This window comes from Myxococcus sp. CA023, assembly GCF_010998615.1.
Classification (GTDB): Bacteria; Myxococcota; Myxococcia; order Myxococcales; family Myxococcaceae; genus Myxococcus.
Map to the genome: position 1 here is coordinate 82654 of NZ_JAAEAH010000005.1, position 16213 is coordinate 98866.

Consider the following 16213-nt stretch of genomic DNA (forward strand, 5'->3'; position numbering starts at 1 on the left):
GCTACCCGTCGAGCGGAACGCCCGCTGCTTCCATCACCGGCCGAGGCGCCCGCGTGGATGACAGGCGCTGGAGCAGGTGCCACGCCAGCTCCCGCGCCTGTCCTCGAATCTCGGGGACGGCCGTCGTCTCCCACAACTCGCCCCGGCGCGGCGGGCCCAGGGTGTAGAGGCGTCCAGAGGCGCGTCCGCCCGCGTCCAGCAGCGCGCCGTCAGCGTCCGTGGCCAGTCCCATGCCCAGGACGTCCGGGCGCACCAGCCCGGTCTCCACCAGCCCACCCAGCACCGGATGGCCGTGCGTCATTGCGCCCTCCGGCCCCGTGCAGTTGATGACGTGCTGGACGTGCAGCGTCTCCTCCCCGCCCTGGCCCCGAGGGCACACGCGGACTTCCACGCCGGATGCCTCCAGCGCGAAGCCCCGGACGCGCGCCGCATGGAGCGTCAGCCGGCCCTCGCGCCGCAACCGCTCCACCGTCTCGCCAATGCTGGGCGCCATCCGGTGCCGGTGCACGTCCCAGTACGAGCGCAGGTGCCGGAGGAAGCGCTGTCGTTCGCCCACCGGCAACCGCTGCCACAGCGGTATCGTCACGGGCCGCAGCGCGTCCACCACCGTCCGCCAGTCCGCGCCCGCCTCCGCCGCGCGCCGCACCTCCCGGCGCAAGAGATGGAGGATGGGGCGGATGCGCATGGGAACGGCGTGCGTGCCCGTCGCGCTCATGTCGCCGCGCTCGCGCCGCACCTCCTTGCGCAGGGCCCGCAGCGCCTCCCGGATGCCGGGCGAGGCATACGTCGTGGCACCCGCCCGGGGTATCTCCTGGTGCACGTGGGGCAACAGGCCGTGCCGGGACAGCGCATGGATGTGTCCCTGGTGTCCCTGCTCCACCAGCGACAACACGGTGTCCACCATGGTGAGCCCCGTGCCGATGAGCAGCACGTCGTCGGTGGCGGACACGCCCCGGAGCGCATCTTGAGCCCAAGGGGAGCGGTGATACCGGCGGCTGGCGTACAGCCCGCCGTCGGGCACGCGCAGGTTGGAGGGCAGCGCATTGCCCAGGGCCAGCACCACGGTCCGGGCCACCAACTGCCCCCCGCTCGCCAGCGCGACGCGCACCGTGCCGTCGTCCGTCTCCTCGACCGAGGCGACGTCGCTGGTCACCACTTCCAGATGCACGCCCTGCACGGCCTGGGCGCGCGCCTCGCGCAGCACGGACTCCATGTAGCGGCCATAGCGCTGGCGGGAGATGAACGCGCCGGGCGCCGTGTCAGGCAGCTCTCGGCGCACCCAGCGCAGGAAGTGCTCCGGGTCGTCCGCGAAGACCCCCATCCGCGCCGCTGGCACGTTCAGCAGGTGACACGGGCTCGTCGTCGAATACGCCAGACCCAGGCCCGCCCGCCCACTCCGCTCCACCAAGGCCACGTGGAGCGGCGCCCGCGCGCTCCTCAGGAGGTGCACGGCCAGCAGCGTGCCGCTGGCGCCTCCCCCCACGATGGCCACATCCCACCACCCCTGTGCTCGCACGCACCCATCGTAGGTCCTGACATGCTCGCTGGCATCCTCTGGTGGCGGCCGGGTGTCCAAGCGCCGGGCCCGGATGTCCGGCCCTCCTCCCTGGGCAGGGGCTTGTTCCGTGCTCACACTCCGTCGCACACGCGGGGGGAAACACCATGCGCGAGCCCATCATCGACCAGCGTGCGCACGGCGCGGTGGCCCAGGCGCTGCTCGGCTGGTCATTGCCGGAACAGACAGAAGACATCGTCTCCATGGCATGGCTGGTGGAGCGGCTGCGCTCCAGCAGGGTCGACTGGGGACTGCTGGACAAGCTGGTGCGCTTCGAGCCCTCGGGCTACACGCGGCAGACGATTGCCCGGACGACAGCGTGCGAGCTGCTGCTCGTCTCCTGGCTCCCCGGGCAGGCGTCCCGCGTCCATGACCATGGCGGCTCCGGGGGCGCCTCCTGGCTGGTGCGGGGCATGCTGCGAGAGACGCGCTTCGCGTGGGCGGGGGACCGGCTGGTGCCCGAGGTCATCGTGGGCGCGAGCGAGGGCGACCTCCTGGTGGAGTTTCCGGACACCATCCACCGCATCGACAATGCGTCCCGCCACGGGGCGGTGTCCCTGCACCTCTACGCGCCGCCGATGCAGGGGATGACGCCGTACGACGCGAGCCTGGCGCCGGAGTCGCTCAGGCCACCGCGTCCGCTTGCTGCGGAGCGCGAGGCGCCTGGGCGAAGGCGCCGGCCACGGGCAACGTGACGCGGAAGATGCTGCCCCGCACCGGGGCGCTCTCCACCGTCAGGGTTCCGCCCAGCGACGTCACGATGCCATGGCACACCGCCAGCCCCAGGCCCGTGCCCACGCCCAGGGGCTTGGTGGTGAAGAACGGGTCGAAGATGCGCTCGCGATGCTCCGGGGAGATGCCGCAGCCGGTGTCGCGCACCTCCACCGCCACCCGTCCGGCCTTCGACTCGCAGGCGACGATGTGGACCTCGTTCTTCTCCACCTCGCCAGGGACGATGGACTGCGCCGCGTTGAGCAGCAGGTTGAGGAACACCTGACCCAGCCGCGCGCCGTTGCCCTGGACCGGCGGCAGGCCTTCACACTCCACCACCAGCCGCGCGCGGTGCCGCAGCTCGTGCATGGCCATCTTCGCCGCCGTGCGCACCACCGAGCCCAGGTCCGACGGGCCCGTGCCCACGTCCTCCGCGCGTGACAGCGTCTGCAGGTCCCGGACGATGAGGCGGATGCGCTCTGCGCCGTCGCGCGTCTCCGCCAGCGCCTCCAGCACCTCCTGCCGGTCCTGCTCGGACAGGTGCTCCTTCTGCTGCAGTTCCTGGTGGATGTACTCCAGGTTGCTGAGGATGAAGGCCAGCGGGTTGTTGATTTCGTGTCCCACGCCCGCGGCGATGCGGCCCAGCGCAATCAGCCGATCCGCGAACAGCAGCTGCGCCTGGGTGGCGCGCAGCTGCTCCAGGCTGCGGGACAGCTTGACGTTGGCCGCCTCCAGCGCCGCGGTCCGTTCGCGGACCGTCTCCTCCAGCAGCGCCGCCTCGCGTGTGGAGGACCGCGGCGCGCGAAGCCGCACGCCATTCACTGTGGGGCCCTGGAGCGTGTCGAAGGCGCGCCGCAGTGTTCCGCGCCGCTGTGCCACCGCCGACATCAGCATCACCCTCGCTCGCAGCGTCATCACGTCCGGCTCCAGCGGTGTGGTGTCTGTTCGTGGAAAATCCCCGAGTCGCGACAGACCCGCGTAGTCAACACTGTCATGGCGGTCAGGGGCAAGGGACGGAAGGATGGTGACAGCGTGTGCCGCAGGACGGAGGCAGTGTGTTCCATCCGAGCACCCGCTGCATCAGTAGGGGCACGTGCCGCAGTCCGCCTGGCAGCTTCCCGCCGCGGCGCCGTCGCCGCAACGTTCAGTGAGCTGACAGACGCCGTCTCCACAGCGGTGGATGTCGCGTGGCTGCAGACGCGTCGTGAGCGGCAGGAAGGTCCGTCCGTTATACGTGCAGGTTTCGTAATAGGGCGGCTCGCCGTGGGGGGGCGGGTTCTTCTTGTCCGCGTCCCGGTCGAAGGGGAGGGCCGCCGTGGCGGCGCGTTGGCAGAGCGACTCGCAGGTGCCCGCGTGGATGATGGGCAGGCAGTCCGCGTGGGCGGGGTTCGAGGGCAGGCCGCAGGCGCGCACGGTGCTTTCGTCCTCGCGCAGGTAGCCGCGGTCCGTGGCGGCGAAGACGCCGGTGCCGTCGAAGAGGTTGCCGAAGAAGCACGCCTCCCGCTCGCTGAACGTCGACAGCTCCTGCTCCGTGTACGGCAGGGCACCGCCCCGCGCGTCGCGGCCCAGCACGGAGATGGCGACGGGAATCCCGAACTTGTTCGCATGGGCCGCCAGGCAGGCGGAGACGACTTCTTCTTCCTGGACTGTCGCCGGTGCGCCCGTGGCCCAGTTGTGTGCCAGACCCAGGCCTCCTTCCCAAGTGTACTTCACCCCCGTCACCGGGTTGGTGTACTTGCGCTGCTGATTCCCCTTCACCGCGCACCGGATGATGTAACGCATGATTTCATCGGCGTGTGCGGGGTCCTGGTTGAACCAGTTGGAGAATCCAATCGTGGATAGCCCATTGGTTGACAAGCCATTGGTGGACAGCCCGTTGGTTGAAAGGCCATTGGTTGATAAGCCATTGGTTGACAGTCCGTTGCCCGAATCGGCCGACCCGTGGGCTTCGCACAGCGTCCACGTATCACCCGAAAGCTCCGCTGGACCACATGCCCCGCCTCCGAATCCCAGCGCCAGGCCCAGCAGCCCTCCGGCGATGCGCGGCCGGCGCAGGTGTTTCAGGCAGTGATTGATTCGGATTCCAGACAGAAACGCTGGCATGAGACGCATGGCTTCCCCCGTTTCGGGGAGCGAGCAATGCCTGCTCCCCGGATGCCATCAGCTCCAGCTCCCACGAACTGAAACACTGTCGCTGATGGGTGAGACCAGTGTGACGGTGTTCAAGCCGTGAGAAATATGGCCCAGCGGGAAAATTCGGGTGGGGGTCTGCCCGGAGACACCTGGTGTGTGTCATGGGCGACGGCGTCACGCTCACCTGCTCGCAAGCTGATAACAGATACGTGTTTTCCGTCAGCTAGTCGCTCTCGTCGAACTCCAGGGCGAGCGACGCCGCTGGCGTGAGCGCGAAGCCATCCGCGGTGCGCAGGCGCCAGGTGCCCACGTCGGTGACGGGGCCTCCCACGACTTCCGACTCCGAGGAATCGCCGCGCGTCTCCGCCTGGCCCAGGTGGACACAGAGGTGGACGCGGGCGTTCACCGGGTCCGCCAGCTTCTGCGCCATGTCCTGGAGCACCCGCAGCGTGCGCTCCGCCTCGCGCAGGTACTCGGTGCGCTCGGCGCTGGGGGCGCCGTGGTCCAGCGGGTGCACGGCCAGCAGGGAGGTGCCGGACTGGAGCGCCAGCAGGAAGCCGCCGCCGCGCAGGCCCTGCTCGAGCCCATCCAGCACGTCCGCGAGCACCGCGTACACGGCGTCGTCATCCTGGGCGGAGGCGGCGAGGACGACCTCGGCGTGGACGGCCAGCGCCAGCCGTGTGCGGCGCGTGGGCTGGACGGGCTCCTCGGCCGCTTCGCTGAGCGCGGCGAGGAAGGCCGTCACGCTGCCGAAGCGGCGGCTGCCGTCCTTCTCCAGGCAGCGCAGCACCACCGCGTCCACCGCCGGGGACACCGCGGCGAGGACGCTGGGCCGGGGCGCGGGCGCCTCCAGGTGCAGCCGCTCCAGCTCCATCCGGTCCTCGCACTGGAAGGGATAGCGGCCGGTGATGAGCTGATGCAGCAGCACGCCCAGCGCGTAGATGTCCGTGTGCGGGCCAATGGGGCCGCCGCGGAACTGCTCGGGCGCCATGGCGTGCGCGGTGCCCAGCCGCTGGCCGGCGATGGTGAGCCCTTCCTGCGAAGGCTCGGCGTGCAGCAGCTTGGCGATGCCGAAGTCCAGCAGCTTCACCCGGGGGCGCTCACCTTCCTCCACGACGAGGATGTTGCTGGCCTTCAAGTCGCGGTGGACGACGCCCGCACGGTGCGCGGCCTCCAGCGCGCCGCAGACGGGCTCCAGGTACGCGAGCGCGCGCGTCGACGACAGCCGCCCGCGCTCCTGCACCACCTGACTGAGCGTGCGGCCGGTGAGCAGCTCCATGACGTAGTAGGGGCTGCCGTCCGGCATCAGCCCGAAGTCATACACGTCCACGATGTTGGGGTGGCGAATCTGGTTCACCACGCGCGCCTCGCGCACGAAGCGCTTGAGCATCTCCCCCTGGTCCGCAAGGTGCGGGTGGAGGACCTTCACCGCGGCCCGCCGGCCCAGGATGCGGTGCTCCGCCTCGTACACGCTGCCGTGCCCGCCCGATGCGAGCAGCGCCTTGAGGAAGTACTCTCCGGCCAGCGTGCCCGGGCCTCGCTGCGCACGGGAAGGTTCGCTCTGGGCCCGCTCGGATGCATGCAGGTCCGCTCGGGCCTGGATGCGAAAGGTGCTCTCGGAGTCCGCCGCCATGGGGTGCCTCATCCTTACACCTTTCCCCAAGGAGTCTGCTCTGACGCCGGGTTGAATTCCCGCCGCGCCGCGGCATCGGCGTGTGGGCGTTGGCCACCCATCGGGGAGGACGTGGGCGCGTCCCGCGGGGTGTTCGCTGGCGGAAGGTCTGCTGCCCTGGAGTCGGGGGGGATTGGACGGAGGGGCCCTGGCACTGATGGGATTCAGGGGGCGTGACGCTTAGAGCGGGGATGGAGGAAGAGTGGGGCTTCGGGCGAGCGTCGGGGGGCTGCTACATGACGACGTTGGATGAACTCACGACGTGCGCGGGCCTTGCCTTGGCGCCACCGTCCTCCACGGGAGCCTGTCTCATCCTCATCAGCACCACCACGCCGGCAGCCATCGGCAAGGCCTACCGCCTGGACCAGGGCGAGCACATCATCGGCCGCGGTTCCGACGTCACCGTGCGCATCGACGACCACGGGGTGTCGCGCAAGCACGCGCGCGTCGTTCGTGCGGGCGACGGTGCCTGCCACGTCACCGACCTGGACTCCACCAACGGCACGCTGCTCAACGGCGTGCCCGTCAGCACCGCCGAGTTGATGGAAGGGGACCGGCTGCAGATCGGCACCGTCACCGTGTTCCGCTTCTCCAAGCGCGAAGTCCTGGAGCAGCGGGAGGAGCAGCTTCGCCAGGCGCTGACCGCCGCGCGCGTGGGCATCTGGGATTGGAACGCGCAGAGCGGCCGGGTGACGTGGAGCGAGCAGGTGGACCGGCTGCTGGGGCTTCCCGTGGGGAAGCTGTCCGGCCGCGCCATGGAGCTGTCGGAGGTGGTGCACCCAGCGGACCTGCCGCGCGTGGGCGAGGTGCTGGGCGCCGCGCTGGAGAAGAAGACGCAGGTGGACGTGGAGTACCGCATCGAGCCGCAGGGGAGCGGCTGGCGGTGGATTTCCTGCAAGGGTGACGTGCTGTGTGACGCCTCGGGCGCGCCGGCGCGGGTGACGGGCACGGTGATGGACATCACCGCGCGCAAGCTGGCCGAACAGGAGTTGCACCGCCAATCGCTCATCTTCGAGAGCATCTACGACGGCGTGGTGATTACCGACCTGGGCGGCGGCATCATCGACTGGAACTCCAGCGCCGAGCGCATGTTCGGGCGGCAGAAGTCGGAAGCGCTGGGCCAGACGCTCTTCAGCGTGCTGCACCCGGATGAGCCCGACCGGCTCACCGGCCTGATTCTCACCGCGCTGGACAAGCAGGGGCGCTGGTCCGGAGAACTGGAGTTCAAGCGCCGCGACGGCACCACCTGCTGGTGCGAGTCCGTCGTCGTGCCGCTGCGCGACAGCGAGGGGCGCGCCATCGCCAACATCATGGTCCACCGCGACACGACGGAGCGGAAGCAACTCCAGGCGCACCTGGTGGTGGCGGACCGGCTGGCGTCGGTGGGCACGTTGGGCGCGGGCGTGGCGCACGAAATCAACAACCCGTTGGCCTACATGCTCGTCAACCTGCACCTCATCCGCGAAGGGCTGGAGCGGCTGGAGAGCCAGGCGCCCGCGGCGCCCGTGGCGTCGTTGCAGCAGCTGGTGCGTGAGACAGCGGAAGGCGCGGAGCGCATCGCCACCATCGTTCGAGACCTGAAGGTCTTCGCGCGCGGTGAGCAGGAGGCGCGGCTGATGCCGGTGGACGTGCGCCGGGCGGTGGAGCTGGCGTGCAAGATGGCGGACAACGTCATCCGCCACCGGGCGCGGCTGGTGACGGAGTTCGAGCCGGTGGCGCCGGTGGAGGCCAGCGAGTCGCGGCTGTGCCAGGTGTTCCTCAACCTGCTGCTCAACGCGGCGCAGGCGATTCCGGAGGAGGGCACGCCGGGCGTGGAGCACGAGATTCGCGTGGTCATCCGCGCCGGAGAGAGGGACCGGGTGGTGGTGGAGGTCCGCGACACGGGCATGGGCATGGGCCAGGAGGTGCTGGGCCGCATCTTCGACCCGTTCTTCACCACCAAGCCGGTGGGCGTGGGCACGGGGCTGGGGCTGTCCATCTGCCACGGCATCATCGAATCCATGGGCGGCTCCATCCAGGCGGAGAGCGAGCCGGGCCGGGGCAGCACCTTCCGCGTGGTGCTGTGCGCCGCCACGCGCGAGCTGGAGGTGTTGCCGCGCCTGTCCGCCGCCATGCAGGCCAACGCGCGCGCGCGCATCCTGGTGGTGGATGACGAGCCCAACGTGACGTTGGCGCTCCAGCGCTCGCTAGCCGCGGACCACGAGGTGGCCACCGCGAACAGCGCCCAGGCCGCGCTGCGGCTGGTGAACGATGGCGGCCGTTTCGACCTCATCCTCTGTGACGTGATGATGCCCGGGATGACGGGCATGGACCTGTACCACGAGCTGGGCCGCTGCGCCCCGGAGCAAGCTGGACGCATGGTGTTCATGACGGGCGGCGCCTTCACGCCGCGCACGGTGTCGTTCCTGCGTGACGTGCCCAACGCCAAGATTGCCAAGCCGCTGGACCTGATGCAGTTGCGCGAACTCGTGGGCCGCTCCGCCGAGGCGGGGCGATGAGCCATCCGGTGAGTGGCCTCTCTGGAAAGGACCCTTCGGAGGTCGCGCCCGCGCCCTCCCTGTCCCTGGTGACGGAGCGCCCCGCGCCGCTGGAGTTGACGACGCGCGCGCTGGGCATGGGCCTGCTCATTGGTGGGCTGCTGGCCATCACCAATGTGTACATGGGGTTGAAGACGGGCTGGTGGGAGAGCGGCTCCGTCACCGCCGCGGTGCTGGGCTTCAGCGCCCTGGCCTCGGTGTCCCGCAGGCGCGGCGTGCCCTATACGCCGTTGGAGAACAACCTCACGCAGACGGCGGCGGCGGCCGTGGGTGCCATGCCGGCGGCGGCGGGCCTCTTGGGCGCGTTGCCAGCGCTGACGCTGCTGGGCACCTCCGTCCCGGGCTGGGGTGTGGCGGTGTGGAGCGTGGCGCTGGGGGTGTTGGGCGTGCTCGCCGCGCACCTGTTGCGGCGTCGGCTGGTGGCGCAGGAGGCCCTGCCGTTTCCTACCGGCATCGCCACCGCGGAGCTGATTACCGCGATGCACGCGTCCACGGGCGACACGGTCCGCGCGGGCCGTGGACGGCTGCTGGCGGGCGCGGGCGCGGTGGCGGTGGCGGTTACCGCCGCGCGGGATGCGTTCAAATGGCTGCCTGGGATGACGGCGCTGCCCGGCACGTTCGCGGGCCTCCCCGCCGCGTCGCTGACGTGGGGCGTGGGGTGGAGCCCCATGCTGCTGGCCATTGGAATGATGACGGGGCCGCGCCTGGGCCTGAGCATGCTGGCGGGCGCGGTGGTGGCGTGGGGCGTGCTGGCGCCGGGGCTCGCGGGCGCGGGTGTGTTGGCGGACACGCGCTACGAGACGCTCTCCGCCTGGCTCACGTGGCCGGGCGTGGGGCTGATGGTGGGCTCGGCCCTGGCGGCACTGCTTGCGCAGGCGCGCGACTTCCTGAGTGCGGCGCGTGACGTGAGCAGCCTGGGGCGGGGCGCGGCGGTGCCGTCCTGGGCGCTGGGCGCGGGCCTGGCGGCGTGCGTGCTGGCGGTGGTGGTGGGCTCGGCGCTGTTCGGCCTCAGCGTGCCGTACATGCTGCTGGCGCTGGTGCTGGTGCTGCCCCTGTGCGCGGTGTGCGCGCGCGGCGCCGGACAGGTGGACGTGTCCCCAGTGACGCAGATGGGGCAGGTGACGCAGGTCATCTTCGGCGCGCTGCTGCCGGGGGCCATGGCGCCCAACGTCGCCGCGGGCGCCGTGGTGTCAGGCGCGGCCGCGCAGACGGGCGTCAGCATGTGGTCGCTCAAGGCGGGGCACCTGCTGGGGGCCTCCGCGCGCCACCAGCTCGCCGCGCAGCTCGTGGGCGTGCTGGCGGGCTCGGTGGTGGGCGTGCCTGTGTACCTGCTGCTGTCCAGGGCGCATGGCCTGGGCTCGGAGGCGCTGCCCGCGCCCTTCGCCCACCAGTTCCGCGCGGTGGCGGAGGTGGCGGTGCGAGGGTTGGACGGGCTGCCGCCTCACGCGGCGCTGGCGGCCTGCGTGGCCGTGGGCGTGGGCGCGCTGCTCACCTTTGTGTCCCGTGGCCGGGCGGCGCGGTGGCTGCCGCTGCCGGTGGCGCTGGGCATCGGCTTCATCCTGCCGGCCTACTACGCGGTGACGCTGTGCCTGGGGGCGCTGGGACTGGCGGCAGCGCGTTGGCGCTGGCCTCAGGCGGCCGACCGGGACACGTCCACGCTGGCGGCGGGCGCCATCGCGGGCGAGTCGCTGGCAGGCGTGCTCATCGCCGCGCTGATGGCCTTCGGCCTCACGTAGCTGACGAAGACGCGTGCACCTTCTCCAGGGAGCGGCGGATGCGGCCCTCCATGAGGTTGGGCACGTGCCGCGCGCGCTCCAGGGCCTCGCGCAGCACGCGCGCGGCCTCTTCCCGGTCGCCCCGGCGCAGCGCCGCCAGCCCCATCATCTCCAGGACCTCCAGCGGCTCCTGCTCCACGGACACCTGCGCGGAGCGCTCGCGCAGGGACCACCACGCCTCGGGGGCGGCGTCGCGGGTGGCCAGCTCCACCATGGAGAAGAGGACCTCCTCCGACGGGCTCAGCTCCACGCCCGGCGGGCCTTCCGCCATCACGTGCCGCACCTGGGTCAGCACCTCGCGGGCACGGGTGTGCCGGCCCATCCAGGCCAGGGCCCGCGCTTGGAGCAGCAGGGCCCACGGGCGCGAGGCCACCTCCGGGTGCCGTCGCTCCAACGCAATGGCGCGAGCGATGTGGGGCGCCGCGGCGTCGGCGTCGCCGGCCTGGTAGTGCAGCTCACCGAGGTTGTGCTCGGCGAAGTACTCCCAGCCCACCATGCCCAGCTCGCGGCCCAGGTGCATGAAGCGCTCCTGGTCCTTCAGCGCCCGCGTCAGCTCCTTGCGCGCCACCCACAAGTTGCGCCGGTTGTTGATGGCGCTGCCCAGGTGGAAGTGGTCACCGCGCTCGGTGCAGGCGGTGATGACCTCGGTGAGCACGTGCTCCGTCTCGTCGATGTCGCCCAGGTTGGGAAGGATGACGGCCAGCAGCAGCTGCGCCACCACCTGCGTCTCATAGCCCGCGTCGCCCAGGCGGCGCGCGCGCTCGGCGGCGGCCTCCAAGGGCATGCGCGCCTCCTGCCACTCACCCTTGCGGAACTGGGCGCGTCCCAGCGCCAGCAGCAGCCGCGCCTGTACGTAGGGCGAGGCCACGGTGGCCGCCAGGTGCTGGGCCTCCAGCGCGCGGGCCTCGCTGCGCGTGTAGTCGTTCACCCAGTCCAGCGCCATGGCCTCGTCCAGCAGTAGCTCCACCTCCGTGCGCGTGTGGCCCAGCCGGCGGGCGCGCTCGCGGGCCGCGGCGAAGTCCGCCAGCGAGTCGTCATACCGGCCAATGCGGATGCGCATCAGGCCCCGGCCGCGCAGCGCGGTGAGGCAGCGCAGCTCGTCGGTGGGCTCCAGCAGCTCCAGCGCCCGTGTGTACATGGCCTCGGCGTCGAGGAACGCGTGGCGGCCCCGGGCGGACTCGGCCAGGTCGATGGAGAGCGCGGCGGCCTCGTCGCGGCGCCCGGCGGCGGCCGCGTGCAGGGCCAGGCGAGGCAGGCGCTGGCGCTCACCGGCGCCGGCCGCGCTGAGGAAGTAGCGGTAGGCGGCGTGGTGGACGTGCTCTCGCTCGGCGGCGGGCAGGGTGGCGGCCACCGCTTCGCGCAGCAACTCGTTGCGGAAGCTCAACCCTTCGTGGCGGTGGGACACCAGCAGCCCGGAGTCCAGGAGCCGCTTGGTGGCGTGGCCCGCGTCCAGGGGGAAGCCGCCCGCGGCGCCTTCGCGCTCCAGCTCGCGCACCACACCTTCGGCCGTGGCCGCGGTGAAGTCGGTGCCCAGCATCGCGCACAGGCGCGCGTGCGCGGCCAGCGATGGCGGCAGCGCGCCCAGCTCGCGGTCCGCCAACCACTCCACCAGCCGCAGCTCGGGCACCTTCTCCAGCCCGTCGGTGACCAGGTACCAGCTCCCGCCCGGCGCGCGCTGGCGCACCAGGCCCTGGCGCTTGAGGCCGCGCACCAGCTCCACCAGGTAAAGGGGGACGTATTGCGCGCGCTCGACGATGCGCTCCACCGCTTGCGCGGGCACGTTCTCCACCGGCTTGAGCAGCAGGCGGCACAGCGACTGCGCCTGGTCGGCCGCCAGCACCGGCAGGGCCAAGGTGGCCTGCTTCGCGGCGCGAGTGCCCCAGGTGGGACGGCTCTTCTCGAAGCCCGGGCGCGCCAGCACGCACACCCACAGCGGGACACTGGCCTCGGCGAGGCAGGCGTACTCCAGCGCGTCCAGCGCCGTCTCCTCCGCGAAGTGCGCGTCGTCCAGGACGAGGCACAGCGGACGCTCGCGGGCATTGGCGGCCAGCAGCTCACCCGCGGCGCGCATGGCCAGCGAGCGAAGCGCGCCGGGCGCGGCGGCCCAGCTCTGGAGCTCCGGACCACCGGGCGTATACCAACCCAGCGTGGCGGCCACGCCAGGCCACAGCTCGGTGCCCAGCGTGGGGCCCAGGCGCTGGAGGATGGCGGCGCGTGTCTGCTGCTCGGTGTCCGTGTCGTCGCGCTCGAAGGCGTTGAGGGCGCACCGCAGCAGCGTGCGCAGGGTGCCGTCGGGGTCGCCTTGCACCGGCTCCCGGGAGCGCGAGCTGTACACCCGCGCGTGGGGCAGCAGCAGTTGCAGACGGCGGGCGAGCGTGGCGGCCAGGTGGCTCTTGCCCAGGCCTCGCTCGCTCAAGACGGTGACGATGGTGGGCGTGGCGCCGCCCACCGCGGAGCGTGCGCTCTCCAGCAGCTCGGCCAGCTCCGCCTCGCGGCCCACCAGCACCTCGCTGCCCAACTGGAGGACGGTGATGTCCGGACGGGGCGCGGCGCCTGGCGGCGCGGGGCGCAGGAGGCCGCGCAGCTCCGGCACCTCCATGCAGGGCACTTCGGGCACGGCCTCGGCGGCAGCGGGAGATAGCAAGAGGCCATGGGCCTCGGGCCCGCTGGGATAGCGGTCCTCGCGGGACAGGATGGCGCCCAGGTAGCGCGGCGCGCCGGAGGGGCGGCGCTGCACGGTGACAGCGGACACGTCCACGAGGCCGTTGGGCGACAGGCCCCGCTCCGCCAGCCCTTCCGCGGCGCGCATGGCGCGGCGCACCGGGTTCTCTCCCGCGTCCGGGTCGAAGACGGCGGCGATGCGCTGGGCGTCGGAGAAGGCCAGGTGGCCGCCATAGGAGGCCAGGGCCTTCTGGAGCGACACGGGATTGGCGCGCGAGGTGAGGAACAGGATGGCGACGGAGCGGCGCACCTGTGCGGGGCGCGGCTCGCCCGGTGCCGCGGGCCGAGGCGTCGTGGGCTCGGTGGCGCGGAGGGCGTGCTCGAAGGCCTCGCGCAGCGCGCTGCCCAGCGCGGCGGCGTTCTCCGGACGGCGGGCGGGCTCCTTCGCCAGACAGCGCAGCACCACCTCCTCCACCGCGGGCGCCACGGGCGCGAAGTCGGACGGGGGCGGTGGGCGCAGCGACAGGTGGGCCTGGAGCACGTCCGGGGTGGGGCCGAAGAAGGGCGGCCGTCCGGTGAGCATCTCGTAGAGGAGGACGCCCAGCGCGTACACGTCCGTGCGTGCGGAGATGTCCGCATTGCCCGCACATTGCTCGGGGGCCATGTACTCCGCGGTGCCGGCGAAGCCAGACGCGTCACTGGGCGTGGAGGCATCGCTGGGCTGCGAGGCGCTCTCCGTGGTGGCGCCCCGCACCAGGCCGAAGTCGAAGACGCGCACGCGGCCCGTTGCTTCGTCGACGAAGAGGTGCTCCGGCTTGAGGTCGCAGTGGGCGAGCCCGTGTGCGTGGACCTGGGCCACCGTGTCCACCACGGCCAGCGCGCGAGGCGCCAGCTCTTCGGGGGGCAGCGGTCCCGCGGCGCGAGCCAGCCGGTCCGCCAGGGTGGGAAGCGGCACGTACTCCATGGCCAGGAAGCGCGCGCCACCCGTCATGGCGCCCGCCTCGTAGAGCGCGGGCACCGTGGGCGGCCCGAGCACGCGCAGGGCCTCCGACTCACGGGCGAGCTGGGCGCGGCCCAACCAGTTGCTCCCGCGGGCCACCTTGATGGCCACGCGCAGGCCGTCCGCTTCGCGCAGGGCGCCCAGCAGCACGCCGAAGCCTCCTCGCGCGAAGACGCCGTCCACCTGGTAGCCCGGAACAGCGGGCACAGGGGACGGCGAGGGCGTGTCTCCCTGAGGAGACGGTCCTGGCGGGCACGGCGCATGAGAGCCTTCCCAGCGCCGTCCGCATGTCTGGCATCGCGGCACGGAGGGGACTCTACGTCAGGTGTCCTCCGGTTTCAGAACCCCCGGGGTCGTCTACGTACCATCCCGGGGGTCCAGAGTTTCCCACCACCGCGTTCAGCGTTCCGGGACTTCCACCGCGCGCAGCAGCGTGGACTCCGAACCCGGCATGCGCACGCGCAGGAGCAGCGCGGCGCCGGGCTTCGCGGCCGTCAGTGCCTGGGCGGCGTCCGACACGCTGGCGATTTTCTGGTCGCCCACCTGGACCAGCACCATGCCCGGCACCAGTCCTCCGCGCTCGGCGGGGCTGCCCGGCTCCACGGCCACCACCTGCGCGCCGCCGTCCCGCGTGTCCGACAGCTGCACGCCCAGCCGCCTCGGCGCGGAGGCGGACGCGTTGCGCGGAAGCACCTCTTGCTCGCCATTCTGCGCGGGCCGCGTGCCCAGGGTGACGTCCATCGACTGCGCCTTGCCACCGCGCAGCAGGTCCACCTTCACGCGGCTGTCGGGCTGGAGCAGGGCCACGGCGCGCGTCAGTCCGCCCGCGGACTCCACCGGCTTGCCGTTGACGGAGGTGATGACGTCCTCCTCGCGCAGGCCGGCGCGCTCACCCGGGCTGCCTCGGTTGACGCCCGCCACCACCGCGCCCTTCATCGCTTCCAGGCCCAGCGCCCGCGCCAGGTCCGGCGTGAGGTCCTGCACGGCCAGGCCCAGCCAGCCGCGACGCACCACGCCCGTCTCCTTGAGCTGCGGCAGCAGCGCCTGGATGAGCTTGCTGGGCACCGCGAAGCCGATGCCCGTGGCGCCGCCGACGATGGCGGTGTTCATGCCCACCACCTCGCCCTGCATGTTGAAGAGCGGCCCGCCGGAGTTGCCGGGGTTGATGGCGGCGTCCGTCTGGAGGAATTCGTCATAGGGGCCCGCCTGGATGTCGCGGGCCCGCGCGGAGAGGATGCCCGCGCTCACGCTGGACGCCAGGCCGAAGGGATTGCCAATGGCCATGACGGCGTCGCCCACGCGCAGCGCGTCCGAGTCCCCCAGCGGCACCGCCGGCAGGTTGCCCGGCGCCCCCTTCAGCTTCAGCAGGGCCACGTCGGTGAGCGGGTCGCGGCCCATCACCTCCGCGTCGAAGGCACGTCCGTCATCCAGCTTCACGCGCACCTGGTCGGCGTCCTCCACCACGTGGTTGTTGGTGAGGACGATGCCCGAGGCGTCGATGATGAAGCCGGAGCCCGCGCCCTGTCGCGCCGGGCCGTTGCCTTCGCCGCCGAACCCGGGCGGCAGGCCGAAGCGCTCCGCCATGCCGGGTGGCAGGCGCTGCATGGCGGCTGACCTGCGGGGCCGCGCGCGCACCTCCACGTTGACGACCGCGCCCTTCACCGCGTCCACCAGCGGCGCCAGCGAGGTGATGCCGCCCTGGCTTCCGGCCACGGCCGGATTGAAGAGCGCCTTCTGGATGGGCGGCGCCGCCTGCGCCGGAACAGCGGCGGCGACCTGGGCGGTGGGAGCGGGCGTCGCCGCGGACGCGGAGCCAATGGCTTGGCCACAGGCGCCAAGCGTGGCGGCGGGAAGAAGGACCAGAGCACTGAGGAAGCGGCGGGAGGGGAGCGAGCAGGCCATCGTTCGTTCTCCAATCGAGAGGGAAAATGCCGGTTCAGGCGAGGGGCCTGCGCGAGAAAGGTCCCACCTTGGAGGGGTGGAAGGTGATGCCCTGCGGCCGACTGTCCCCCGACGTCAGCAGCGGTCATCGCCATGGGGTTTCTTGCGTGAGCCCCGCGCCCGAACCGATGCTGGGAGGCATTGCAGTTGGCGGGCCAACGCTCCTCGCCCTCGGGATGCCTCGGGGCCACAGTCCGTGCGTGCCCCAGGTGCCCCATCATCCCGGGG

9 protein-coding genes are annotated in these 16213 nt (G+C 72.0%); 3 read left to right on the forward strand and 6 right to left on the reverse strand.

The window, feature by feature from the left end; translation table 11 throughout:
* Window position 1 precedes the first annotated feature (1 nt).
* On the reverse strand, window positions 2–1516 hold the full coding sequence (locus F8M74_RS02960) for an FAD/NAD(P)-binding protein (protein ID WP_228559159.1): 1515 nt from the start codon (window positions 1514–1516) through the stop codon (window positions 2–4).
* Between the two features lie 146 nt (window positions 1517–1662).
* Here F8M74_RS02960 and F8M74_RS02965 point away from each other — a divergent pair, with 146 nt between their 5' ends.
* Entirely contained in the window at window positions 1663–2250 is a 588-nt protein-coding gene (locus F8M74_RS02965) for a cysteine dioxygenase family protein (protein WP_141252826.1), read from the forward strand.
* Here the strand turns inward: F8M74_RS02965 and F8M74_RS02970 are convergent.
* The 3 genes from F8M74_RS02970 to F8M74_RS02980 all read right to left on the reverse strand — a co-directional run bounded on the left by F8M74_RS02970 (window position 2180) and on the right by F8M74_RS02980 (window position 6032).
* Entirely contained in the window at window positions 2180–3181 is a 1002-nt protein-coding gene (locus F8M74_RS02970) for a sensor histidine kinase (protein WP_141252898.1), read from the reverse strand. The two genes, F8M74_RS02965 and F8M74_RS02970, sit on opposite strands and share 71 nt — an antisense overlap.
* Before the next feature lie 165 nt (window positions 3182–3346).
* Window positions 3347–4048, reverse strand: a complete 702-nt coding sequence (locus F8M74_RS02975; protein WP_228559157.1) for a hypothetical protein — start codon at window positions 4046–4048, stop codon at window positions 3347–3349.
* 574 nt (window positions 4049–4622) lie between these two features.
* Window positions 4623–6032, reverse strand: coding sequence for a serine/threonine-protein kinase (locus tag F8M74_RS02980; RefSeq protein WP_141252828.1), 1410 nt, complete (start codon window positions 6030–6032; stop codon window positions 4623–4625).
* A 275-nt stretch (window positions 6033–6307) separates the two neighbouring features.
* On the opposite strand from F8M74_RS02980, the gene F8M74_RS02985 reads away from it, so the two are divergent.
* Entirely contained in the window at window positions 6308–8569 is a 2262-nt protein-coding gene (locus tag F8M74_RS02985) for a PAS domain S-box protein (protein ID WP_228559176.1), read from the forward strand.
* On the forward strand, window positions 8566–10344 hold the full coding sequence (locus tag F8M74_RS02990) for an OPT family oligopeptide transporter (RefSeq protein ID WP_141252829.1): 1779 nt from the start codon (window positions 8566–8568) through the stop codon (window positions 10342–10344). The genes F8M74_RS02985 and F8M74_RS02990 overlap by 4 nt, the downstream gene beginning before the upstream one ends.
* Here the strand turns inward: F8M74_RS02990 and F8M74_RS02995 are convergent.
* Together F8M74_RS02995 and F8M74_RS03000 are read right to left on the reverse strand one after the other, a co-directional pair.
* On the reverse strand, window positions 10337–14350 hold the full coding sequence (locus F8M74_RS02995; protein WP_141252830.1) for a serine/threonine-protein kinase PknK: 4014 nt from the start codon (window positions 14348–14350) through the stop codon (window positions 10337–10339). The genes F8M74_RS02990 and F8M74_RS02995 overlap by 8 nt on opposite strands.
* A 93-nt stretch (window positions 14351–14443) precedes the next feature.
* The gene (locus F8M74_RS03000; RefSeq protein WP_141252831.1) at window positions 14444–15946 is read right to left on the reverse strand and encodes a Do family serine endopeptidase; all 1503 of its coding nucleotides are present in this window, start codon (window positions 15944–15946) and stop codon (window positions 14444–14446) included.
* Window positions 15947–16213: the final 267 nt, after the last annotated feature.